Source organism: Ancylothrix sp. D3o, assembly GCF_025370775.1.
Taxonomy (GTDB): domain Bacteria; phylum Cyanobacteriota; class Cyanobacteriia; order Cyanobacteriales; family Oscillatoriaceae; genus Ancylothrix.
In genome coordinates this window covers 251,090-277,322 of sequence record NZ_JAMXEX010000004.1, presented here as the reverse complement: position 1 = coordinate 277,322, position 26,233 = coordinate 251,090, and the positions used below count along the sequence as shown (strand labels likewise).

Below are 26,233 nucleotides of genomic sequence, written 5' to 3'. Positions count from 1 at the left end.
TGTTGTTAAAGATACGCCACCGATTTCAATTGGTGGCGAATTTGCGCCATTTTCCTCATCCTTTATTATCTGACGACAAATTTTGTGAAGTTTGCCGATTTTCATTAGCGCGATATTTTTCCTGACATCTTCTTAATATTTCCTCTAAGATTTCTGGTTTTTCCTCATCCGCATCTGCTGCCCCAGCTTCGTAGATTTCATTTTCGATATTTTCTTCTACATTGGGACGAGTTTTGCACCACTTTTTGATTCTCTCTGCCAATTCTTCTATGCTATCGGTTTGAATATCTAAACCTGTTATTTGACTCAAAAACTGGTTATCACAAGTATCAAATAGCCGGCTAAACGCATCAACAATTTCTTCGGGTGTGCAGTTATCAAGGTTTGCCATAGTGCGTAATGCTTCCTGTATTTTTTGGATGGTTAACTCTAAAGGATCGCTTTCACCAATCAATGTAAACCCAGCCCAAGCTTTAGGCGAACTAAAGCGCTTTTTAGTTTCTAGCATAGCATGGCGCAAGGAAGCAGCCCGATTTTCTCCTTGGCTTAAATTTTGATAAAATTTTGTCATCAAAAACTTAGCTGCCGGTGCGCCAATATTCCAGAGGGAAACGATTAAACTGGGAACTCCTGCCAGAATGAAACAGCGAGATAATCCTACAATACCATCACCAGTAATTTTACCTTTGCCGGTGCTACAGGCAGCCAATACAACTATCTCGGAATTCAGTTCTAAATTTAGGATTTCTGCGGCATTTAAAGCCCCATCCTCTTCTCCATCGGGGGCTAAAACAATAGTGCCAGGAATACCTAGTTTAGCATTTTCCTCGTTTTGATATTCATCTAAAAGCCCGTGAGCGAAAATGTGCAGAATTCGCGTTCCCAGCATTTGGTTGATAACAGCTACTTTAGTAGCATTATTGCCGGTGATAGATTGAGTGTCTAAAATACTGGCGATGCTTTCCCCCGCTTCTATCATAGAGGGATAAGGTTTGAGTTTATAGGGATCTTTTTGGAAGCTTTCATGTAATGTTGGTTCCGCCACTACTAGGGCTTTTTTCTGTAAGTTTCTGACTCGCTTTTCGTGGGTAATTTGTAATACTTGAATTGATGGAGAAATTAGGGGAGTATGATCTTCGATGAAATAGCGCCCTTGGGGGTTTTGTAAGGCTGCAAAGGGTACTAAAAAGAGGGCATAGTGGGGAATGAAAATTATCGGCGCTTCGGGATGGCTGGGTAAAAGATCGGCTATGGGTTCGATGAGAATTTTATACAACAGTTGCAGTAAGGGAAAATTATCTTGCTTGTCTTTTATAAATTCGCTTTCTAAGGTAATTGTTTGGTTGTTATTGTCTTTTTCTACAATGCCGAGGGAAACTCTGGCTTTTAAAATAATTTCTTCGAGATTATTAAGGGATTTGCCCAGGGTTTCTAAGGGTTTTAAGTTGGCTTGACGAAAAGTTATTTCGCCGGTGGGCTGAATTACCCAGATATAGATTTCTCCAAAAACTATCGAATATTCAATCAGGGTAGCGTTTTGGGTTTTGGCTACTTTTTGGATGTCGGAAATGGTGATATAAGTGGTTTTTTCTTCGGCTTTGTCTAAATTTGCCGGTGTGGTGAGTCGCTGTCTTAGCAATTCCACAAAAGCACGGGTACGCCCCCTTTCCGATATTTCTAACGCTGTGGTAAATTTATCTTGAGCAACTAATACTTCTTGTAAGTTTTGATAAGCCTGTTTTTGGGTTTCAAAAATTGAGATTTTATGGCTGTCATCAACTAACCCGCCTCTAATTTCTTCCCAAATTGTAATGGCTTCCCATAAATTTTTTTCTGCTTCAGCAAATCGATTCAGTTTTTTTAGAGTTTCGCTGAGATTATTAAGGGAAAATGCCTCTCCCTGACGATTTCCTATTTCTCGGGAAATTTCTAAATACTGTTGGTGGTAGTCTATGGCTTTCTGATATTGCCCTAATGAATTGTAGGCACGTCCGAGACTTCCCAGGCAAATTGCCTCTCCCTTACGATATCCTATTTCCCGCGCAATTTCTACAGACTGCTGAAGGTACTCTATGGCTCGCTGATATTGCCCTAATGAATTGTAGGCACTTCCGAGATTTCCCAGGCAAATTGCCTCTCCCTTACGATATCCTATTTCCCGCGCAATTTCTACAGACTGCTGATGGTAGTCTATGGCTCGCTGATATTGCCCTAATGAATCGTAGGCACTTCCGAGATTTCCCAGGGAAGCTGCCTCTCCCTTACGATATCCTATTTCTCGTTTAATTTCTAAAGACTGTTGGTGGTAGTCGATCGCCTTTGGGAATTGCCCTAATGAATAGTAGGCATTTCCGAGCTTTCCCAGGGAAATTGCCTCTCCCTGACGATATCCTATTTCTCGGGAAATTTCTAAAGACTGTTGGTGGTAGTTGATCGCCTTTTGGAATTGCCCTAATGAATAGTAGGCAACTCCGAGATTTCCCAGAGAATTTGCCTCTCCCTGACGATATCCTATTTCCCTCGCAATTGTTAAAGACTGCTGATGGTAGTCTAGGGCTTGCTGATATTGCCCTAAAGAGTTGTAGGCATTTCCGAGACTTCCCAGGGAATTTGCCTCTCCCTGACGATTTCCTATTTTCCTAAAAATCGTTAATGCTTGTTGCCAAGATGCGATTGCCTCTGGAAACCGACTTTTATCACACTGCTCCTTTCCTAAATAAAATAACCTTTTCGCTTCCCGTATTCTATCCATTTATGTCTCACCAATCCTCAGCTAGACGCATCCTACCACAACCCAAAAAACCACACCGGCACCCCATTCAACCACCGGCACAAACCGGCATCATTAACTACCAAATACTTTGTAAATCTAAAACAAACCCAGGCAAAACCGGCTCACCACTCACAGAAGCCGGCTCATTTAAAACCACCACCGGCACCCCCGCAGAATAAACATAAACCTGCCGTTTTTCTGCATGAATTAACCAAGCCAAAGACACACCATTATCAATATATTGCTGCATCTTTTCTTTAAGATCACTCAGGCTATCACTAGGCGATTTTAACTCAATCACAAAATCAGGAACAATTAGCGCAAATTTCTTTTTTTCTTCTGGAGTTAAAGCGTTCCATTTATCCAACTTCACCCAAGAAACATCAGGAGAAACCACCGCATTATTAGGTAAAGTAAAGCCACTACTTGAGTCAAAACCTTTGCCGGTGCCGTCACGTTTTACCCAGATAAAAAACTGACCAATTAAGTCAAAATTACGTCCGCCGGTTTCCAATCCTGTTGGTGGCATAATTAAAATTTCTCCTGATGCACTTCTCTCAATTCGCCAATCGCGGTTAGTTTGGCAAAACTCAAAAAACTCATCATCCGTTAGTTTTTTATGGAGTTTGAGCATTAATGGTTTTTGTTCAAAGGTTGTTGTCATAGTTTTAAAGGGTAAAATTTTACCCCAAATAAAAAACCTTTGTTTTTATATTAATAGATTGTGGCCGGTATTTGTGGCCGGTATTCGTCATGGGTATTGGGTGCCGGTAATATTCGCCGCCATTCGTCACCGGTTAAAACCGGTGCCTACACGAAAAAAACCCCCTTTCGGGGGTTGGAAAAACCTGTCATTTGTAGTCCGTAGGACTTTATTCTTGTAGACACCGGTTTCAACCGGTGGCGAATACCGATGTCGAATACCTACGCCAACACCGGCGCCAAATCACCAACCTCAGCCGAAGCCTCTGGACTATCAGCCTCAGACGGCGGTACCACCTGATAAAACTTCGGCAAATACTCACCCCAATTAGCCAAAATCATCTTAGCCTTCGGACTGCCCGTGCGGTCAGCGTGTAACTCAATCAACTCCTTGAGTTGCAGTTCCCCAGCCGCAGTAGATACCCGCTGGATCTTCACAATCTCATAATTCACCCGTTCCGCAAAACCACCATCCTCATCAAGGAAATAAGCCAAACCGCCAGTCATACCGGCCCCAACATTACGGCCAGTCTTACCCAGCACAACCACCACACCGCCAGTCATATACTCACAAGCATGGTCGCCCGCCCCCTCAATAACCGCCTTAGCCATCGAATTACGAACCGCAAACCGTTCCCCAGCCTGTCCATTCGCAAACAGATAACCGCCGGTAGCCCCATATAAACAGGTATTGCCAATAATCACATTTTGTGCAGGATCAAACGTCGCCGATGCCGATGGCTTAATCACAATCTCCCCACCATGCAACCCCTTACCCACATAATCATTAGCCTCACCATGCAGAACAAGAGTCACACCGCCAAGGTTAAACGCCCCAAAACTCTGACCGGCACTACCCGTAAACTCCAGAATAATCTGACCCTCAAAGCCATTATTGCCGTACTTCTTAGCAATAACCCCAGCCAAGCGAGTCCCCACAGTCCGGTCAGTATTCACTAAATGATGTTGCTTTTTCACCGAACCTTGATTCTCAACCGCAGCCAAAACCTCAGCATCCGCAAGCAACTGATCATCAAACACCGGCCCATTACTATGAACCTGCTCATGCTGCAACCAAGCGCGATTTTCCCGCGTATCCGGCAAATTAATCAAACAATCCAGATTAAGCGCCTTCGTCTTCGTCAGGCTCACACCTTCCCGCACTTTCAATAAATCCGCACGTCCGATAACCTCATTAAGTGAGCGATAACCCAAACGAGCCAAAAGTGAGCGCACTTCCTCCGCAACAAAGTAGAAGAAATTAACAACGTGCTCAGGAATCCCAGGGAAACGCTGACGTAATTTCTCTTGCTGAGTCGCCACACCAACCGGACACTGGTTTGTATGACAAATCCGGGCCATAATACAGCCTTCAGCAATCATCGCAATACTGCCGAAACCGTACTCTTCACCACCCATCAACGCCCCCATCAAAACATCCCAGCCGGTTTTGAAACCACCATCAACCCGCAAAATCACCCGATTTCGCAGTTCGTTATCCATCAAAACCTTATGGACTTCCGTTAAACCAAACTCCCAAGGCGAACCGGCGTGCTTAATCGAACTCAGCGGCGAAGCACCAGTACCGCCATCGTGACCAGAAATCTGAATAATATCAGCATTAGCCTTAGCCACACCGGCAGCAATAGTCCCAATTCCAATTTCCGACACCAACTTCACCGAAACCCCAGCCTTGGGATTAATTTGGTGCAAATCAAAAATCAACTGCGCCAAATCTTCAATCGAGTAAATATCGTGATGCGGCGGCGGCGAAATCAACGTCACACCAGGCTTAGACCGGCGCAACATCGCAATATAAGGACTGACTTTCTTACCTGGTAACTGTCCGCCTTCACCTGGTTTCGCACCCTGAGCCATCTTAATCTCAATTTGTTGAGCACTCATCAAATACTCAGGAGTTACCCCAAACCGGCCAGACGCCACCTGCTTAATCGCCGAGCACGCCGTATCCCCATTTTTCAAACCACGCAAATGTGGCATAGTCGGACTGTAGCCGGTTTCATCGACATCCGTAAGCGTTTTCAAACGCACTGGATCTTCGCCACCTTCACCAGAGTTCGACTTACCGCCGATCCGGTTCATCGCAATTGCCAAAACCTCATGGGCTTCGGGAGACAAAGCACCCAAGCTCATCCCGCCGGTGGCAAAGCGCTTCATAATACTCTCAACCGACTCAACCTCATCAATTGAAATTGGTTGCCGGTCAGAATTAAAATCAAGCAAATCGCGTAAAGCCGTGACAGGCCGGTTTTCCAGAAACTTCTGATAAACCTCATAGTGGTCATATTGCTTGCTATCGACCGCCTTATGCAGCGCCTTAGCCATTTCGGGACTATTCATGTGGTACTCACCACCAGGCCGGTATTGCACAAAACCGAAGTTTTCTAATTTCTTGATGTTGATTTCAGGGAAAGCCTTACTGTGGAAAGAAAGCACCTCTTGAGCTAGTTCGCTCACACTCAAACCACCGACACGAGAAGTCGTTCCCTTAAAGCCAAGCGCCACCAAATCAGACCCCAAACCAATCGCCTCAAAAATTTGAGCAGCATGGTAACTTGCCAATAGGGAAATCCCCATTTTTGAAAGGATTTTCAGCAAGCCGGCCTCAACAGCCTTACGGTAATTATTTTGCGCCTGAGTCTGGCTTACCTTTGGCAGTTTGCCATTTTCCATCAACTTTTGAGTTTTGGAACTTGTTTGCCATTGGCGGATACTTTCCCACACCAAATAAGGACAAACCGCCGAAGCACCATAACCAATCAAGCAAGCAAAGTGATGGGTGCTCCAACACTGTGCAGTTTCCACCACCAAGGAAGTTTTCAAGCGCAAACCTTGATTAATCAAATGGTGGTGAACAGCGCCGGTGGCTAACAGAGGGGGAATATAGCTGTGTTCTGTATCTAAGCCAGAACGGTCACTAAGTATAAGAATTTCTGCGCCATCCTTAACCGCAGCGACAGCTTTCTCACACAAATTCTTAACCGCAGCTTCTAAACCATTTGGGCCGGCTGCAATTTCAAACAAGGTAGACAGCGTTGCAGTGGGACAGGCATCTTGCCTGTCATTTGTCGATTTCCAATTGCGAATAACCTCTAATTCCGCCTCATTCAGCACCGGCGTCGAAAGTTTCAGCCGTCGTGCGTGTTTCGGATCAGCTTCTAGGATGTTACCCCGCACACCTAAGTGCATACTTAGTGACATCACCATGCCTTCGCGCAGTGGGTCGATTGGCGGGTTAGTCACTTGTGCGAAACGCTGCTTAAAGTAATCGTACAAAACGTGAGGGCGACCAGATAGCACAGCCAAAGGAATATCATCACCCATACAGTAGGTAGGTTCCTTGCCGGTGCCGGCCATTTCCTCAATGGTTAATTCCACATCTTCTGAGGTATAGCCAAAAGCCGTTTGCTGACGCAGCAGTTGTTCGGTTTCAAGTTGCAGACTTTCAGTGAAAGGTTGTAATTGCAATTCGCTGCGGTTTTGCTGTAACCATTCCCCGTAGGGGTGTTTATGAGCAATGCGCTGTTTAATTTCCCAGTTTTTCAGGATTTCGCCGTTTTGCAAATCCACAGAAATCATCTGTCCGGGGCCCAGGCGTCCTTTTTCGAGGATCTCTTCTTCTGGCAAGTCTACAACACCGGCCTCAGACGCCACAATCACCAAACCATTCTTCGTTTTACAATAACGGGCCGGTCGCAAACCATTACGGTCAAGGGTAGCACCAACCTGAACACCATCACTGAACACCAGCAAAGCCGGGCCATCCCAGGGTTCTTGCAAAGTGCTGTAATATTCGTAAAAATCGACAATTTCGGGATATTCTGCCAAATCAGGCTGATTTTTGTACGCTTCCGGCACCATAATCATCAAAGCTTCTTGAGGACTACGGCCAGAACGCACCAACAACTCCATCACATTATCCAAGTTAGCAGAGTCGCTGTTATGAGAAGTCACCAACGGAGTTAGATCGCGGATACGTTCACCCCAAAGCTGGCTTGATAAATTACCTTCGCGGGCAATCATCCAGTTAATATTACCGAGGAGGGTATTAATTTCGCCGTTGTGACCGAGCAAACGCATCGGTTGAGCGAGAGGCCATTTCGGCATCGTGTTGGTACTAAAACGCCGGTGATAGACAGAAAAAACACTCTTATAGAGAGGATTTTTTAAATCCAGATAAAACTCACCCAACACAGCCGAGCGTACCATGCCTTTATAAACAATAGTCCGCGACGATAGCGAGCAAACATACAAATCTTCTCCCCAGTTCAGAGAAGTTTTATCAAGTTCCTTACCAATAGCGCGACGCACTAAATACAAGTGTGCCTCAAGATCATCTCCCTGCCATTGGTCAGACTCAACGATAAACTGTTCAATTTGTGGCTGGTTTTCTCGCGCTTGGATGCCTAAAATTCCCGGTACAACCGGCACCTCACGCCAACCTAAAAATTTTAAACCTTCTTGAGCCACCATTTTCTCAATTAATTGGCGAACCAAAGAAGCCCTTTCAGCATCTTGAGATAAAAATACCATCCCCACACCCAAGGAGCTATCGGGGGATTTAGAAATACCTTTTTCACTCATCCACTGCGACAACAAATCCCAAGGAAGCGCCGTCATCACACCGGCCCCATCCCCTGAATCTTGGTCAGCACTGCAACCGCCTCGGTGTTCCAAACAAGTCAACGCCGCCAGAGATTGTGCAACAATTTCGTGAGTGCTTTCTCCTTTAAGATTAGCAATAAAGCCAACACCACAAGCATCTCTTTCTTCCACTAACCATCGTGGCCCTAAAGGTGATGCTGGTTGTCTGCTGTCGCTGAGATTTAATTGACTTTGTGTATTGTTAGTGTTCACGCTCTTATTCTTCATAGTTAGGGATCGTTTTGCTCTGTTCGTTGGAGTAGAGAAGTTCCGGCGGAACGTCTGTACTGGAAGAGTTTTTAGGGTTGGGTGTTGGTGCCGGCATTCTTTGGGAGATACAGTATCTTAAGAGCCGGCTGTCCGCAGTTCAGTTGTGGATTTTTTGTTTAGGTCGGAGCTTTAAGTAAAAAATCTTGTCATCCTAGAAGCTTTGGCGCTATCTTTTGGCTAAAGATCAGAGACTAAGCGCGTGTTGTCGGGAGTATGACTCACGAGGGTGTTTTCCAACTGATCATCAAGAAATATTACAAAAAATAGCGATTACAAGCAATCCTCAGATTTACTTAATCTGGTTTTTGAGCGCCTCATTGCCTGTGTGAACCCTCCCTACCGCGCACAAATGCCGTGTTATCTAGGATAAACAATAAAATCAATCCGTGAGACTGGCTTAATACCGAACAAATGCAGATTTTTACAGGCTTTTATGCACTTTAGGCATTCTAGCTCCCAACTGCGCCCAAAAAAGCTGGTATTTAGTTACGATTCGCGCTCTTATCTTTAAGACTCGACGGATAGCTCAAATGCTTTGGGGTAAATAGGTCATGGTTTGTTGATAGGGTTGGTAAAAATGTAACCCTTGGTTTCCAAAATTCTAAAATTTATTTGCCACTCATGCCTAAATTATTTAAAACGCTGTTCGTTCCCGCTTCATTTTTAATCGTACCGGCTGTTTTGGCTTATGCGCCGCTCAATACCAGCGCCGGTGCTGAGCAACCCCCCAACTCTTCCCCCGTACTTGCCCAAAGCTTAACGTATTTTGTCAGCCAAGGTTCACAAATTTCGCTCAACGGTCAAAAAATACTGGCACCTTGGTTTCAACAAAAGGATACCACCGGCACACTCGTCACAAACATCAGCGATATCGCACTTTGGCAAAATTTCGGCTTAGAGTTGTTAAGCACCAACAACCCTCAACGTCAGCCGGTGCGCTGGTTTTCCGACACTATTCTCAGCGCCGAACACAAAGAAAATATTCGTTATCTCAATCTTACCAATTTTGCCAAATCTCAAAACTGGCAAATTCAAGCCACCGGCAATACTTTATTTATTTCCACACCGGCAGTCCGCACTCAAGCAATCGATACTCAAATTCAAACTTGGGGAGAACCTCAATCAACTGTTACTTTACCCCGTCAGATAAACATCTCCCTCACCGCACCCACACCGGCTCAAGCTAATTTTATCCGCAGAGTTCCCGCACCTTCCCCCACTCCGACAGAAAACAAGCCGCTAACACCACCAGACTCTCCTGATGATCCTAGCAAACCGGCCACTCAAACCCAACCTCAACAACCATCGCTACCCAGACTGGATGAATGGTTAATTTCTTTCAACTCTCAAACAGACCCAGCAATTTTTCCCCAAATCAACATTCCCAATAACCAACCGGCCCCCCTCAAGCTAGAAACCACCCCCAACTCTACCAACATCACAATTTTAGTTCCTGCCGGTTGGCGACCAAAGCTTTCTACCTCGGCAAATCCCTATCGATTAACTATTGACATTCAGCCAGCATATATGGTAGAGAAAGATATTTTTTGGTCAAAGGATATCCGCTGGCAACAAAAATATCTACCTTTAGGCTCTGACCGTTTCCCCGTTGTCTGGCTAGAAATCACACCCAGCACCACCCTTACACCTATTTTGCCATCACCCCAAACTCAAGTAGGAACAGCAGCTTTAACTCAAACAGCCGGTTTCTGGCAAGCCGACGCAGCCATTAATGGCGGATTTTTTAACCGAAATAACAAAATGCCTTTAGGCGCTTTGCGGCGTGACGGCGTGTGGTTATCCAGTCCGATTTTAAACCGAGGTGCCGTAGCCTGGAATAATCAGGGGAGAATGGTAATGAACCGGCTGCAATTACAAGAAACCGTTATTACCAATACAGGAGAACGTCTGCCGGTAGATTTTGTTAATAGTGCTTTTGTCCAAACCGGCATAGCTCGCTACACCCCCGAATGGGCATCCGACTACACACCCCTGAGCAATAATGAAATTATTATCGCCGTCGAAAACAACATTGTCACCGGCCAACTTTCAGCCGGAGAAGCTTTAAAAACTGCAATACCCATCCCCAGAAATGGATACTTGCTTGTTTTTCGCAAAACCACACCATCAGGGTTGCCGGCAGGAACGCAAATCACCCTAGAAAGCCAAACTAACCCAGCAAATTTTAAAGATTATCCGCATATTTTGGGAGCCGGCCCGCTTTTAATTCAAAATAGACAAGTTGTGCTAGATGCGGCATCAGAAGGCTTTAGCGATGCGTTTATTAAACAAACCGCTTCCCGTAGTGTCATTGCCACAACAAACCAGGGAAAAATAATTTTAGCAGCCATTCACAACCGCGCTGGGGGTGCCGGTGCCACCTTAGCAGAATTAGCGCAACTGATGCAGCAACTCGGTGCCGTTGATGCGCTTAACTTAGATGGCGGAAGTTCTACAGCACTATATTTAGGAGGCAGTTTAATCGACCGGCCCCTGTCAACAGCCGCGCCGGTGCATAACGGATTAGGTATAAAGGCACCCTTGAATCGTTAAAGCTTAGATAAAGTGTACAGGGTTTAAGTAAAGAATCGATGTAGATTAATCCAACTATCCGTTAGACAGATGACAGAGCCCTAGAGGCAGTTGCTATGTTGGATTGGAATTAAAACACTCTCAAGTAAGGAATTGTTAACTTTAATTCCCACTTGGCTTTTTATTTTTTCACTTTTTTACTTTTTCACTCAACCCCAACTTTCAGGAGAAAAAAAATGACACAAGCAAAAGAAATTAACCCTTTAGCGGCTGTTGCTAATCTCGGTTCTAACACAGTAGCGGCTACAGAATTGCGTCCTTGGGGTTCTTTTACAGTTTTAGAAGAAAGCAGGGGTTATAAAATTAAGCGTATTGAAGTGAAACCCGGACACAGGCTAAGCCTGCAAATGCACCACCACCGCAGTGAGCACTGGATCGTTGTCTCAGGGACAGCAAAGGTGACTTGTGGGGATACTGAAGAAGTTATTTATAGTAATCAGTCTACATACGTCCCGCCTTGCACAACGCACCGGCTAGAAAACCCTGGTGTCATACCCTTAATTTTGATTGAAGTCCAAAATGGCGAATACTTGGGAGAGGATGATATTGTCCGCTTCCAAGATGACTATGCGCGTGCCGGTGGGAAATAATATTTGGTAAAGGCGATTGGTGAAATGGCAACAATACCCTTTTTACCAATCCCCTTTTTACCCCTTAGCAATTATCAATCAATGATTAATTTGAGTAAAACCGCACAGCTAGAAATTAACCGGCTTAAGTCTAAACAGGCAAACCCAAGCGCAAAGTTTCGTCTCGGTGTTCAGCCAGGCGGGTGTGCCGGTTTTTATTACACAATGGAGTTAGATGAGGTCGTCCGTGAGGATGATCAACTGTGGGAGTGTAATGGAGTTCAAGTTCTGGTTAATGCAGAAAGTCTGCCTTATGTCAACGGTCTGAATGTAGATTATTCAGAGGATTTGATGGGTGGAGGGTTTCGGTTTAATAACCCTAATGCGGCGCAGTCTTGCAGTTGCGGTCATTCATTTAGTTTATAAAGAATAGAAAACTCAACATTGCTCTTTTCCCGCTACATTAAGTATCGGCGTTGTTGAGGGCTAGTTTTTTTTGTCTGGGATGTTTTCGCCGCCCTTGGCGAAAAAAAAGACAAACAGAGGAATTGACAGAAGTTCCGCTAAATGGGTATAATGTCCTTTTGTTGAAACTCGGAACAGTCACAAGCTGTAAAAGCCTTAACTCATGCCAACAATTCAGCAACTCATCCGCAACGAACGCGAAAAAGCGAACAAGAAAACAAAATCGCCGGCATTAAAGAGTTGCCCTCAGCGTCGTGGTGTTTGCACAAGAGTGTACACAACCACACCGAAAAAGCCCAACTCAGCCCTCCGTAAAGTAGCGCGGGTTCGTTTGACTTCCGGTTTTGAAGTCACCGCCTACATCCCAGGGATCGGTCACAACCTCCAAGAACACTCTGTCGTTATGATTCGCGGCGGACGGGTAAAGGATTTACCTGGTGTGAGATATCACATTATTCGCGGAACATTGGATACAGCGGGAGTAAAAGACCGCAAACAAGGCCGGTCTAAGTATGGTGCCAAGCGTCCGAAACCAGGCGCACCGGCAGCAACCACAGGAAAAGGCAAGAAGTAGACAGTCGGGCTGAAACTTTCTCATTATGCTGAGAGAAAGATAGGCAATAATCGGGGAGTTTTGTATCTCACGACCAAGAGCGTACCCGTATAGACTGTGAAAAGTGATTAAGTAAAAAATGTAAGAGGTAAAAACTGCCCTTACAAAAATGGAAACCTCAGCCATGCTATAAGCCCCTGGTTGGGCTGAGAGAGCCAAAAAGCCGCCAAGAAATAAAGCGGCAAAAAAGTCCTGAACTGCATTTTTAAACAGAAACTATGTCTCGTCGCTCTGTCGTCCAAAAACGTCCTATCCCTGCCGATTCAGTGTACAATAGCCGACTCGTCACCATGATGGTGCGGCGTGTAATGAAAAAAGGCAAAAAATCTGTAGCCAACCAGATAGTTTATGATGCCTTTAAGATTATTCAAGAACGCACTGGCTCCGAAGCCATCGAAGTGTTTGAGAAAGCCGTGCGGAATGCGACACCCTTGGTAGAAGTGAAAGCTCGCCGAGTTGGGGGTGCAACTTATCAAGTACCAATGGAAGTAAGATCAGATCGCGGTATCGCTCTGGCGTTGCGGTGGTTGATCCAATATGCAAGATCGAGAACAGGCCGGTCAATGGCAATCAAATTAGCAAACGAGCTAATGGATGCAGCCAACGAGACAGGCAGTGCAATTCGCAAACGCGAAGAAACACACCGGATGGCAGAAGCAAACAAAGCCTTTGCCCATTATCGGTACTAGAAGCGGCCAACGAGTTCCAAAAGTTCCCCCGAGCAATTTGGCTCTAGGGAACAAAACTTAACAAAAAATATTAAAATATTAATAACAAGGAACTCGGAATCCACTCGCGCTGCCCGGAATGGTGGCAAAATGGAGTGTGAAGGACACCCAAACCCGTTAGGGAGACTAACGGAGAGTAGGCTAGAGATGGCTTTAAACAAGCTTGGCTTGAGAAGCGCACCTAGCGCCAAACTCAGCAATAGCGCATATAGAACCTTGACAAAGCGCAAGTAGCAAAACATCTGCGGCTAACATAAAGGAGGTAGCTGTGGCACGCACCACCCCGCTCGAGAAAGTACGCAATATTGGGATTGCAGCCCATATTGACGCAGGAAAGACAACAACAACAGAGCGAATTCTGTTCTATTCCGGCGTGGTTCACAAAATCGGAGAAGTTCACGAAGGGACCACAGTAACAGACTGGATGGAGCAAGAGCGGGAACGCGGCATTACCATCACCGCTGCGGCAATTAGCAGTAGCTGGAAAGACCACCAAATCAACTTGATCGACACTCCGGGGCACGTTGACTTCACAATTGAAGTCGAACGCTCAATGCGGGTACTGGATGGAGTGATCGCAGTGTTTTGTTCCGTTGGTGGCGTTCAACCTCAATCGGAAACAGTGTGGAGACAGGCAGATAGGTATAAAGTGCCGCGAATTGCCTTCGTCAACAAAATGGACAGGACAGGGGCAAACTTTTACAAAGTTTATAACCAAATCTGTGACCGGATGCGGGCAAATGCCGTTCCCATTCAATTGCCCATCGGTGCTGAAGACACCTTTAGTGGGTTGGTAGACTTGGTACGCATGAAAGCCATGCTCTACACCAACGACAAAGGAACCGATATTCAAGAAAGCGACATCCCCGAAGAAATGCGGGATATCGCCGAAGAATACCGGATCAAATTGGTTGAAGCCGTAGCGGAAACCGATGATAAGCTGACAGAAAAATACCTCGAAGGCGAAGAATTAACCGAAGAGGAAATTCGCACGGCTCTGCGCAAAGGTACCATCGCAGGTACAATCGTTCCGATGTTGTGCGGTTCGGCTTTCAAAAACAAAGGGGTTCAATTACTGCTAGATGCAGTGGTAGATTATTTGCCGGCCCCTATCGAAGTTCCTCCTATTCAAGGAACGCTCCCCAACGGTGAGACAGCAGAACGCCGCGCCGATGACAATGCACCGCTGGCTGCCTTGGCTTTCAAAATCATGGCAGATCCCTATGGTCGTCTGACTTTTGTGCGCGTGTACTCAGGCATCCTCAAAAAAGGTAGCTATGTGTACAACGCCAGCAAAGGCAAAAAAGAACGGGTATCTCGCCTGATTCTAATGAAAGCCGATGACCGCATCGAAGTAGACGAATTGCGGGCCGGTGACTTGGGGGCAGCGTTGGGCCTCAAAGATACCTTCACCGGCGACACCATCTGCGAAGAAAACGGCCAAATTATTCTGGAATCTTTGTTTATTCCAGAGCCGGTTATTTCTGTGGCAGTGGAACCCAAAACCAAAAACGACATGGAGAAGCTATCAAAAGCACTCCAGTCATTGTCTGAAGAAGACCCCACCTTCCGGGTTAGCATTGACCAGGAAACTAACCAAACCGTTATTCGCGGGATGGGTGAATTGCACCTAGAAATCCTGGTAGACCGGATGTTGCGGGAGTTTAAGGTAGAGGCCAACGTAGGCGCACCGCAAGTTGCTTACCGCGAAACCATCCGCAAATCTGTCAAAGCCGAAGGCAAGTTTATCCGTCAAAGTGGCGGTAAAGGTCAGTACGGCCACGTCGTCATCGAACTGGCACCGGCAGAACCTGGCACCGGCTTTGAATTCGTCTCCAAAATTGTTGGCGGTACAGTACCTAAAGAGTACATCGGCCCCGCAGAACAAGGGATGAAAGAAGCTTGCGAAACCGGCATTTTGGCAGGCTATCCGCTCATTGATGTGAAAGCAACAATGATTGATGGGTCTTACCACGATGTGGACTCTTCAGAAATGGCTTTCAAAATTGCCGGATCTATGGCAATGAAAGAAGCCGTAATGAAAGCTTCGCCGGTGCTCTTAGAGCCTATGATGAAAGTTGAAGTGGAAGTACCGGAAAACTTCCTCGGAGATGTCATGGGCGACCTCAATTCCCGCCGGGGCCAGATCGAAGGAATGGGATCTGAACAGGGAATTGCGAAGGTTACGGCAAAAGTTCCGTTAGCGGAGATGTTTGGCTACGCTACGGATATCCGGTCTAAAACCCAAGGCCGGGGTATCTTCACGATGGAATTTAGCCACTACGAAGAAGTACCTCGTAACGTTGCTGAACCCATCATCGCAAAAAGCAAAGGGAACGCTTAATTAGTTGGTGGGATTGGTCATCGGTCACGGGTCACGAGTCACCAGTAAAAATGACCACTGACTAATGACCCTGACCCCCCCAAACCCCCCTTAAAAAAGGGGGGGGGACTAATGACCAATGACAACTAAAAACTGACAAAGGAAAAAGGAACAGAATTATTCATGGCACGCGCAAAGTTTGAACGGACTAAACCCCACGTTAATATCGGTACCATCGGTCACGTCGATCACGGCAAAACCACTCTGACTGCTGCTATTACAACGACCCTGGCTGCTCTGGGACAGGCAAAAGCCAAAAAATACGATGAAATCGACGCAGCACCCGAAGAAAAAGCGCGGGGGATTACCATCAACACCGCTCACGTTGAGTACCAAACCGAAACTCGGCACTACGCTCACGTTGACTGTCCGGGGCACGCTGACTATGTAAAAAACATGATCACCGGCGCTGCTCAGATGGATGGTGGAATTCTGGTGGTATCTGCGGCTGATGGCCCGATGCCTCAAACCCGCGAACACATTCTGCTCGCCCGTCAGGTCGGCGTTCCTGCGTTGGTGGTTTTCTTGAACAAGGAAGACATGGTGGATGATGCCGAATTGCTGGAACTGGTGGAGTTAGAAGTCCGCGAGTTGCTTAGCTCCTACGATTTCCCAGGCGACGATATCCCCATTGTGGCCGGTTCTGCTCTCAAAGCACTTGAATACATGATCGCTAACCCTGGTGCTAAGAAGGGTGAGAATGAGTGGGTTGATAAAATCTACAATCTCATGGAGCAGGTTGATGCTTATATCCCAACTCCAGAGCGTGAAATTGATAAGCCTTTCTTGATGGCCGTTGAAGACGTATTTACAATCACTGGTCGCGGTACGGTGGCAACTGGCCGGATTGAGCGCGGAAAGGTCAAAGTTGGCGAAACTGTCGAGTTGATCGGTATTAAGGATACTCGCACCACCACTGTAACCGGCGTTGAAATGTTCCAGAAAACTCTGGACGAAGGGATGGCCGGTGATAACGTTGGTCTTCTGTTGCGTGGTATTCAAAAGGCTGATGTTGAGCGCGGTATGGTGCTGGCTAAACCCGGTTCTATTAAGCCTCATACTTTGTTTGAGTCTGAAGTGTACATCCTCAAAAAAGAAGAAGGTGGTCGTCACACTCCCTTCTTCCCCGGCTACCGTCCTCAGTTCTATGTGCGTACAACCGACGTAACCGGCACCATCAGCGAATTTACTGCTGATGATGGCAGCGCTGCTGAAATGGTTATGCCTGGTGACCGCATCAAAATGACGGTGGAGTTGATCAACCCCATCGCTATTGAACAAGGTATGCGCTTTGCTATCCGTGAAGGCGGTCGCACTGTGGGTGCCGGTGTAGTTTCCAAGATTCTCAAATAGATTAGCTAGTTGAGGATCGCCAGAGCAGAAAAGCGATAAAATTTCAAGTTGCTTTTCTGCTCTTATTTTGTGTCTTTAGTTATTGCCAGCCGTCATGTTCCATTGAGCAATGACAGATGACTAATGACTATGGACAACTGACGATTGACTCTCTTAAAAACCCGAACCAAGAAAACTAAACAAAAATGGCTACTTTACAGCAACAAAAAATTCGCATCCGCTTGAAAGCTTACGACCGCCGCTTGCTCGATACATCCTGCGAAAAAATTGTCGATACTGCCAACCGCACCAACGCTACAGCTATTGGCCCGATTCCTCTGCCGACTCGCCGGCGCATTTATTGCTTGCTGCGTTCTCCTCACGTTGATAAGGACTCCCGCGAACATTTTGAAACTCGGACTCACCGCCGCATTATTGATATTTATCAGCCTTCTTCTAAAACCATTGATGCTTTGATGAAGCTAGACTTGCCGGCCGGTGTGGATATTGAAGTCAAACTCTAAAAGTCTGCTTCAAAAAAAGCCTTAATTTGTGCTGGAAGCCAGCCCCACAGTCCTTGCAGAACCCTTTAGATCACCCTCTAAAGGGTGTTTTGGTTTGAAAGCCTGGGCTGTTTGGGTTAAAGTTATGATATAAAAAGGCACTTAGCAATTACTCTGAGGAAAAATGGCTTCAGCATCCTCGATAGCAGTTCGAGAACTCCCCCTCTTTCCCTTGCCTGAAGTAGTTTTATTTCCAGGCCGGCCCCTCCCCCTGCACATTTTTGAGTTTCGCTATCGGATTATGATGAACACAATCCTCGAAAGCGACCGCAGGTTTGGAGTTTTGATGTGGGACCCCGTTCAAGGTCAACCCGCCGCCGTTGGATGCTGTGCAGAAATTTTGCAATTCCAACGTCTCCCCGATGACCGGATGAAAATATGGACTCTGGGCCAGCAACGGTTTCGGGTGCTGGACTATGTACGCGAAAAACCCTATCGTGTGGGTTTGGTTCAGTGGATTGAAGATGAAGTTCCCCAACAGGATCTCCGTCCTTTGGCAACTGATGTTGAACAATTGCTTAAAGATGTTGTTCGCTTGTCGGCTAAGTTGATGGATCAAAAAATTGAGTTGCCAGAAGATATTCCGTCTTTACCTACGGAGTTGTCTTACTGGGTGGCGAGTAATCTCTATGGGGTGGCGGCTGAACAGCAAGCGCTTCTGGAAATGCAGGATACGGCGAGCCGGTTGGAACGTGAGGCGGAAATTCTCACTTCTACTCGCAATCATCTGGCGGCTCGGACTGTGCTTAAGGATGCTTTGAAGTAGTTATTTTTGCAGATTCACCGGCACTTAAGGCGTTAACAAAACCTACTTTTGCCTCAAAACTGTGGCTGATATTGAGAAATATCTCAACCCTACCCTAACACGAAAAAATGTCGAGAGCCGGAAGCGCTCCCACCAGGGAGAACTTCCGGCTAAAACTTATCATAAATAAATTTTTTCTGGATATCTTATACCAATTTCCATAATTATGACTACAGTTATTGGCATCTAAAAAATTTTTGGTTATAGTGGATTTAAAAAGTGCTGGTAAAAAAATAGATTATGAGTTTTTTGGTTATCCTTTACTGACTTGCCAATCGAGTTATCAATTACTAGAACCGCAAAGAAACTGATGTGAAAAAATATAGTCAGATTTTATCAAAATTTCAAGCGTGAAAAGATTATTTTGTCTCCTTAAAGCTTTTGGCAGGACACCATATTGATGAAGCACGCCTGTTAAGCCAAAGTGTAGGTTATAAATGTGGCTGGTTACTTGATCAATCGCCGGATATTATCGCGGTCGCCAAAGAATTAAAACGGCAAGGCAAAACATCACGAAAGCCGATATAACTCAAAAGAATTTTGGGAAAACTTAAAATAGATTTATCTGGGAAGGCTACTTGACAAATTAATTGCCTAAAAGAGGTAAACATGACACAGCCCATTAAAGATATTACCGCCTTATCAGCCACCAAAAGAGCTTTATTTGAAGCTTTAATCAAAGATAAAGGGCTGACAATTTCCAAAATCCCAAAACTTTCCCGCGAAAACCCTAACAAATATTATCCCCTTTCTTTCGCCCAACAACGGTTATGGTTTTTGGAGCAGATTGAGCCTGGTAATTCGGTATATAACGAAACAATCAGCTTGCGAATCAAGGGTGAGCTTAATATTACAGCCCTTGAATATAGCATTAACGAAATTATTTCCCGACATGAAATTTTACGCACAACCTTTGTTTCTTTAAAAGGTGAAGCATTTCAAGTAATTTCCAACGATGAAAAATTGGCTTTATCGGTTACAAAAATTAGCGGACTTTCCCCTTCAGAAAAAGAAAAAAAATGCGATAAATTGCGTTCTCAACTTGTTAAGCAGACCTTTGATTTAACTAAATGGCCGCTGATGCGAGCAAATTTATTTCAATTTGAGGAAAACGAATTTGTTCTGTTTTTAGTTTTGCATCATTTGATTACCGATGGTTGGTCGAGTGATAGATTCATTCGGGAAATGGCGGCTATTTATGAAGCTTACCTTGCTGATCAACCGGCCAGTCTTCCAGAACTTCCTATCCAGTATGCTGACTTTGCTTCCTGGCAAAAACAGTGGTTAAGTGGGGAAGTTTTAAACCGGCAAATTTCTTACTGGAAAAAGCAACTTAGCGGCCCATTGCCGGTGCTAGAATTGCCAATTGATTATCCGAGGCCGGCAATTCAATCCTTTGTCGGTGCTAAAGAAAGTTTAATGCTTTCTAAACCTGTTAGCGACCAAATTAATCGCTTTTGTCAACAGCAAGAAGTCACCTTATTTATGACTTTGTTGGCAGGATTTCAAATTTTGCTTTATCGTCACACAGGACAAGAAGATATTTTAATCGGTTCCCCTATTGCCGGTCGCAACCGTGCTGAAATAGAAAACCTGATCGGATTTTTTATCAATACCTTAGTTTTTCGCAATCAACTTGATGAAAATTCAACATTTCACAAACTTTTGCAAAGGGTGAGGCGGGTAGCTTTAGACGCTTATGCTCATCAAGATTTACCCTTTGAGAAATTAGTTGAAGAGTTACAGCCAGACAGAGATTTAAGCCGGACACCTGTCTTTCAAGTATTTTTTAATCTCTTGAATTTTGGCATAAAAACAATTGATGTAGCCGGCTTAACTTGGGAAACTTTACCGCGTCCAGAAGCCGAAGCAAAATTTGATTTAACTCTTTATGCCAGAGAAAAATCAGAGGTAATACAATTAGAATTTGTCTATAATGCCGGCCTATTTACCTCGGCGCGCATCAAAGAGATGCTGATACAGCTTTCCGCTATCATCGAGCAAGCAGTTAACAACTCTGAGACAAAAATTAATCAATTTTCTCTCGTAACGGTTGAGGCTCAAAAGCTGTTACCTCATCCAGAACAATTTTTTAATATTGAACAACAGTTACCAATTCATCAATTATTTGGTCAGCAAGCCCAACGGGTTCCGCAGCAAGCAGCCGTTAGCGATGAAAGGCAAACTTGGAATTATCAAGAACTGGATACTACCAGCAATCAACTTGCTAATTATCTCCTCCAAAATGGCATTGAATCTCAAGAAATTATCGCCATTTATGCTCACCGTAGTGCTGCTTTAGTTTGTGGGTTGCTGGGGGTGCTGAAAGCTGGTGCTGCTTTCCTAATTTTAGATGCTAAATATCCACCAGAAAGGCTTATTGATTGTATCAAAATCGCTCAACCTAAAGCATGGATTCAAATGGAAGCAGCCGGAGAAATGCCAGAAAAACTGCAAGAATTTATTGAGGCTTTTTCATGGAAAGTTAACGGGTTTTTGCCGAAAACATTAGGGCAAATTCAAAACTTATTCAAAGAATTTTCCAACGAATTACCGGCCAAAGAAATTAAAGAAGATAACTTAGCTTATGTTGCTTTTACCTCTGGCTCAACCGGCCAGCCTAAAGGCATTTTAGGCACTCATGGGCCCGTTTCTCATTTTCTGAAATGGCATACTCAAACCTTTAAATTTGATGAATCAGATCGCTTTAGTATGCTCTCAGGACTATCCCATGATCCGTTATTAAGAGACATTTTTACACCCTTAAGTATAGGTGCCTGTCTGCATATTCCCAATCCCGATAAAATCTTGACACCGACATGGTTAGGGGACTGGATACAGCAGTGTAAAATTACCGTTGTTCACTTAACACCGGCAATGGGAGAAATTCTAACTTCAGGAGTAAAACAGCCTTTAACTTCGTTGCGCTATCTTTTCTTTGGCGGAGATGTATTAACCGTACAAGAAATTAAAAAAATCCAAAAAATAGCAACTTCAGCTACTTGCGTTAATTTCTACGGAGCCACAGAAACTCCCCAAGCAATGGGATATTATATCGCCAATGATTTATCCTACTTGGAGCAAAATGAACAAGCTAAAATTCCCATTGGGCGAGGAATTAAAGATGTTCAACTGCTGATTTTAAATTCCTCTCAACAACTAGCAGGCATTGGAGAATTAGGAGAAATTTATATACGCACTCCTTACCTTGCTAAAGCATACTTAGGTGATCAAACCCTCACTCAACAGCGATTTATCACAAATTCCTTAACAAATATTGCCGAAGACCGGCTCTATAAAACAGGAGATTTAGGCCGGTATTTACCAGGAGGAGAAATTGTCATTGCAGGACGGGCAGATAACCAGATAAAAATTCGTGGTTTTCGTATAGAACCGGCAGAAATAGAAACCTTATTAAATCGACATCCAAACATTCAACAGAGTGCAGTTATTGCGCGTAGCGTCACATCTTCTGCCGATAAATACTTAGTAGCTTACATTGTTATTAACGCTCAGCAAATAGAGTCAAAAACCCATAGCCAAGAATTAATAATTGAGGAAATACGCAACTTCTTAAAAGAAAAACTTCCCGATTACATGATACCTTCTTTCATTGTCATCCTTGACACTTTGCCCCTCACTCCCAATGGCAAACTAGATCGGCGCGCTTTACCGGCACCGGAATTCTCAAAAACCCCAGAAAAAGAAAGTTTTACCTCAGCCCGCGACGAGATAGAAACTCAGCTAGTAGAAATTTGGCAAAAAACTTTAGGAGTTCAGCCCATTAGTGTCAAAGATAATTATTTTGAATTAGGGGGACATTCTCTGCTGGCGGTGCGTTTATTCTCGCAAATAGAGGAAACTTTTAATAAAAAATTGCCATTAGCCGTACTTTTTCAAGCACCAACCATTGAGCAAATAGCTCAAATTTTGCGACAAAGAAATTCGTCTTTCTCGTGGGAAACACTCGTACCCATTCAAACAAAAGGCTCTAAACCGCCTTTATTTTGCGTTCATGCCATTGGAGGAAATGTCTTATCTTATATGGGTTTAGCGATTTATTTAGGCCCAGATCAGCCGATTTACGGCCTACAAGCAAGGGGCTTAGATGGACAACAACCGCCTCATACAAAAATGGAAGACATGGCGGCAGACTATATCAAAGAAATGCGTAATGTTCAGCCACAAGGGCCCTATTTTTTAGCCGGTCATTCTTTGGGTGGACTGATCGCTTTTGAGATTGCCCAGCAGTTAGTGGCGGCTGGTGAAACCGTCGCTTTTCTGGGAATGTTTGATAGTTTTAGTCCTACTTTGTTTAACAAAGAAACACCACCATTTTCTTACCAAATGTCTATTCACAAACTCAACCTTTCTCGACTCCAAGGGCTGCAAAAAGTTACTTACATCACGGATCGCGTGTATTGGAAAATCAAACCCTACATTCAAAAAATTAATAACCAATTTAACTTAGGGCTTGATCGATTTTTAGAGGAGAAATTCGGCGGTGGCATCAGCATAAATCAGGTTAAATCCTTCCAACACATTGAAGAAGCGAACCGAGAAGCAGCTAAAAATTATTCACCGGGTATTTATTCAGGAAAAATTACCCTTTTTCAGGCCATAGAAAGGCCGACAAATAAATATCATTATCCCCTGTTGGGCTGGGAAGAATTTACAGAAAGTGGTGTGGAAGTTGTCGAGGTGCCGGGGCATCACAAAACTTTAATTTTAGAGCCTTATATTCGCTTTTTAGCAGAAAAATTAAAGTTGTGTCTGGAAAAAGCTGTGTAACAAAAAAACCTAGAAAGCATGAAGTTTCCTGATAGCAAAACTTCCCCAAAATCAGGAAACTTCGATTGATTTCTAAAGATCATACTTGGCGTGAGATGTTGCCTGATCGCTGATGCGATACAAACCATACCAGTGTAAAACTGCCACCCACACAACCGATAATAAACCGGCCAAACTTAAAGTTAAACCGCTATAGGTAGTAACTAAGCCAAACACCGGCAAAACACCACCGGCAATTGTGGCAATTACCGCCGCAATGGAGGCTGATCGGCTGTTACCTAATCCCCACACTAAAACCAGCATAACAGGGAAAATTAAACACCAGGCCAGTTGTGCATCAATCACTCGGCTGAGGTAAGTGAGTGCAAGCAAGCAGGCAAAAAATAAACCCCCGGCCAAAGTTATATCTTGCAAAGTGAGGCGGACAGATAAGTATAACAAAACAATCCACCAGAAAAATAGGGCCGGTGCAAGTAAAAGCAAGCGGGGGAGAATGCCGGTGTTGGTAACTTTGCCGGTGGAAGTAAAAACGCCAAAAGGATTTTTCACCGAAACATTATCATCAAATACCCAAATAAACCGCGTTCCTTGTCCTTCTACTTTGCTTTGTGTGGGTACAATTCCACTAGCAAAATCTGCATTTTCAAAATTAGCTAAAGCCGTTAAACGAAAATTAGAAAGTAACTGTCCATTAGCATCATAAATCCAACGCGGGCCGCCTTGCGCTTGATAAGTAACCCGAAACGTTGTTTCTTCCCCAGCTTGCAAACGAAACGGAAAACCATAATCACCAGGGTTCACCGGCACTAAGCGGTTTTTATCCCGTTCTACCTTAAAATTTTGCAGCAACGAATAACCATTCGGCGGGGTAATTTCAAAGAAAAATTGCTGATCTTCTTTTAACTGATTTTTAACTTTATAATCTCCTTCAAAGCCTACCCGATAAACAGACCGCAACTTCTGTACATCTTTGATTTGTTCAAGTTTGACATTAATTTGAGAACCGGCCACCATTAAAAATCGGTTAATATCTCGTGTTGCTTTCACCCGAACAATTTTGCCTTTAACTTGCGTGTCATAAGTGTAGGGTTCTTTAACCACATATCGCACTTGTGGTGCAAATTGTTCGAGCCGGTCGCCGCTAACCGTTGCAGCTACTTTTGCAACTCTTGCTTGTTCCCAATGATGATAGCGATTAGCTAAAGTTGAACACAGAAAAAATCCCCCAATCATCAGCGAAAAAATTAACACAGCGTGGGGAAATTTTCGCAGTAATAAATCATAACGTTTAATCCAAATTTCCAGCCAGTCGAGAAGTTCCGGTTTTGTCCGCCGTAAAGCAAAGCCGACTAGAGCAAGCGCTATTCCTAAAAATATGACTAAAATTGCTAATTTTTGCGATAATTTCAGCAATTCACCGCCAAACTGAATTAACTCATTGGGATGGGTTAAATCTGGCAACCCTGGTACACCCGTTGCAGTTTCCGACATAAAAAGTCTCCTCTCACAGCAGTAGCTTATTTTACTCTGGACTACAACTCTGTTTCGGGAGTTTCTGGAAGTTCCTACGGGCGAGTAGGTGATTAAACTTAAACGATTGCTGGAAAATTTCACAAACTTGTTACCTAGATGTCACAAGAGTGTCACACCGGCCCCCTAATCTATTAAATAGAAAGCATTTTGAATGCTCCTCACACCATTTTGTATTACCCGCTCAAACCCTCCGAGCGGGTTTTTTATTACCAGGTGTTTTCTCAGACGGATACATTAACAATAATGCCCCTAAAACGAGAGGTATAGCTAATACCGCATCTTTAACCAGCATCAGGTTTGTGTCATCTCTTCTAATTTGCTATTTAAAAACAGGCTTATACCAACCCGATTTAAAAAGTCAACCTATCGGCATCTATCTGTGGGGCTGGCATCTTGCCTGCCTTCCATCTACCCTTGAAAAAATAACTCTTCTAACCCTCCAGAAAACGACCCTATAAAAATCAAATTTCCTATCATCCCACCGGCGCAGGGGAACCCACAACCATCACCCCATAACTACCAAAAACCTTTAAAGTTTCCGTATGCAGCGCCAACAATTCCAACGCCAACTGCATCTCATGCGAATTAATATCAGCCTCCAAATCAATAAAGAAAAGATACTCTCCAAGAGAGCGTTTAGTCGGGCGTGATTCAATCCTGCTCATATTAAGATTCAACAAATTAAAAACCTGCAAAGGCTTCAATAAACTCCCCGGAACATTAGCCGGCAGACTAAAAGCCAAAGACGTATGACTTCCCTCAATTGATAGCGATAACGTAGCCTTAGCCTTATCCTCTAAACTTAATACCCAAAAGCGCGTACAATTATCCTGATAATCATTAATCGGATGCGCTAAAACCGGCAAATTATATAACTCAGCCGCCCGCAAAGATGAAATCGTAGCTGTATTTTCTTCATCTAAATATTTCAAACCTTCCGTTGTTGAATTCGCCGGAATTAACTGGACATTAGGCAAAAATTCTTGCAACCATCCCTGACACTGAGCCAAAGCTTGCGGATGAGAATAAACAATTTTAACTTCCTCTAAACTGCTTGCTTTTGATAACAAAGCATGAGACACCGGCAACACAATTGCCTTTTGGATATGCAAACCCTCCAATTGCCATAAACTATCCAACGTCATCGCTACGGCACCCTCAATAGAATTTTCCACCGGCACCACACCCACCTGTACTTGTCCTTGGGCCACTGCCATCATTGTCTGAGCAATGGTAGGAAACGGACATAAAAAACATTCCTGTCCCGTTTCTTGGGCTAAATAATTCACATAAGCCAATGCTGCGGCTTCTGCATAGGTGCCGGTGGGGCCCAGATGTGCTATGGAAATCGTCATAAGTTTTTCTCTAGGGATTCCTAATCAATTTACTGATGCAACGAATTGTCTTACTTTTATCAGAAATCTAGTACAATCCTTTCAACCTCAAGCG

The 26,233-nt window shown here is 44.4% G+C and carries 15 protein-coding genes; 10 read left to right on the top strand and 5 right to left on the bottom strand.

All coding sequences use genetic code 11. The features are described 5' to 3' along the window. Nucleotides 1-55: 55 nt before the first annotated feature. The 3 genes from NG798_RS10455 to gltB form a co-directional block, all read right to left on the bottom strand. The gene (locus NG798_RS10455) at nt 56-2,752 is read right to left on the bottom strand and encodes a CHAT domain-containing protein (RefSeq protein ID WP_261222454.1); all 2,697 of its coding nucleotides are present in this window, start codon (nt 2,750-2,752) and stop codon (nt 56-58) included. A gap of 97 nt (nt 2,753-2,849) precedes the next feature. Next, the gene (locus NG798_RS10450; RefSeq protein WP_261222453.1) at nt 2,850-3,437 is read right to left on the bottom strand and encodes a Uma2 family endonuclease; all 588 of its coding nucleotides are present in this window, start codon (nt 3,435-3,437) and stop codon (nt 2,850-2,852) included. Between the two features lie 260 nt (nt 3,438-3,697). Continuing rightward, a complete protein-coding gene (gene gltB, locus NG798_RS10445) occupies nt 3,698-8,368 on the bottom strand; it encodes a glutamate synthase large subunit (protein ID WP_261222452.1) in 4,671 nt (1,556 codons plus the stop codon). 663 nt (nt 8,369-9,031) lie between these two features. Between gltB and NG798_RS10440 the strand changes: the two genes are divergently transcribed. From NG798_RS10440 to NG798_RS10395, 10 genes are all read left to right on the top strand, one after another. Next, a complete protein-coding gene (locus NG798_RS10440; protein WP_261222451.1) occupies nt 9,032-10,963 on the top strand; it encodes a phosphodiester glycosidase family protein in 1,932 nt (643 codons plus the stop codon). A 215-nt stretch (nt 10,964-11,178) separates the two neighbouring features. Then, nucleotides 11,179-11,592 (top strand): phosphomannose isomerase type II C-terminal cupin domain, encoded by a 414-nt coding sequence (locus NG798_RS10435; protein WP_261222450.1) that lies wholly within the window; start codon nt 11,179-11,181, stop codon nt 11,590-11,592. 81 nt (nt 11,593-11,673) lie between these two features. Continuing rightward, entirely contained in the window at nt 11,674-11,997 is a 324-nt protein-coding gene (locus NG798_RS10430; protein ID WP_261222624.1) for an iron-sulfur cluster assembly accessory protein, read from the top strand. 202 nt (nt 11,998-12,199) lie between these two features. Beyond that, on the top strand, nt 12,200-12,610 hold the full coding sequence (gene rpsL / locus NG798_RS10425) for a 30S ribosomal protein S12 (protein ID WP_261222449.1): 411 nt from the start codon (nt 12,200-12,202) through the stop codon (nt 12,608-12,610). Between the two features lie 257 nt (nt 12,611-12,867). Then, nucleotides 12,868-13,338, top strand: coding sequence for a 30S ribosomal protein S7 (gene rpsG, locus NG798_RS10420; protein ID WP_261222448.1), 471 nt, complete (start codon nt 12,868-12,870; stop codon nt 13,336-13,338). Nucleotides 13,339-13,645: 307 nt separating this feature from the next. Continuing rightward, complete coding sequence (gene fusA / locus NG798_RS10415) at nt 13,646-15,721, top strand: elongation factor G (RefSeq protein WP_261222447.1); 2,076 nt, start codon at nt 13,646-13,648, stop codon at nt 15,719-15,721. A 162-nt stretch (nt 15,722-15,883) separates the two neighbouring features. Further along, nucleotides 15,884-17,113, top strand: coding sequence for an elongation factor Tu (gene tuf / locus NG798_RS10410; RefSeq protein WP_261222446.1), 1,230 nt, complete (start codon nt 15,884-15,886; stop codon nt 17,111-17,113). A 185-nt stretch (nt 17,114-17,298) separates the two neighbouring features. After that, the gene (rpsJ, locus tag NG798_RS10405) at nt 17,299-17,616 is read left to right on the top strand and encodes a 30S ribosomal protein S10 (RefSeq protein ID WP_261222445.1); all 318 of its coding nucleotides are present in this window, start codon (nt 17,299-17,301) and stop codon (nt 17,614-17,616) included. 163 nt (nt 17,617-17,779) lie between these two features. Further along, nucleotides 17,780-18,421: an LON peptidase substrate-binding domain-containing protein gene (locus tag NG798_RS10400; protein WP_261222444.1), complete on the top strand. Its 642-nt coding sequence runs from the start codon at nt 17,780-17,782 to the stop codon at nt 18,419-18,421. Between the two features lie 648 nt (nt 18,422-19,069). Next, complete coding sequence (locus NG798_RS10395) at nt 19,070-23,251, top strand: non-ribosomal peptide synthetase (RefSeq protein WP_261222443.1); 4,182 nt, start codon at nt 19,070-19,072, stop codon at nt 23,249-23,251. Between the two features lie 72 nt (nt 23,252-23,323). Here the strand turns inward: NG798_RS10395 and NG798_RS10390 are convergent, their stop codons facing one another. Then, entirely contained in the window at nt 23,324-24,742 is a 1,419-nt protein-coding gene (locus NG798_RS10390; protein ID WP_261222442.1) for a hypothetical protein, read from the bottom strand. A gap of 515 nt (nt 24,743-25,257) precedes the next feature. Beyond that, nucleotides 25,258-26,139 carry a prephenate dehydratase gene (pheA, locus tag NG798_RS10385; RefSeq protein WP_261222441.1) on the bottom strand — a complete coding sequence of 294 codons (882 nt, stop codon included), beginning with the start codon at nt 26,137-26,139 and terminating at the stop codon, nt 25,258-25,260. Nucleotides 26,140-26,233 lie beyond the last annotated feature (94 nt).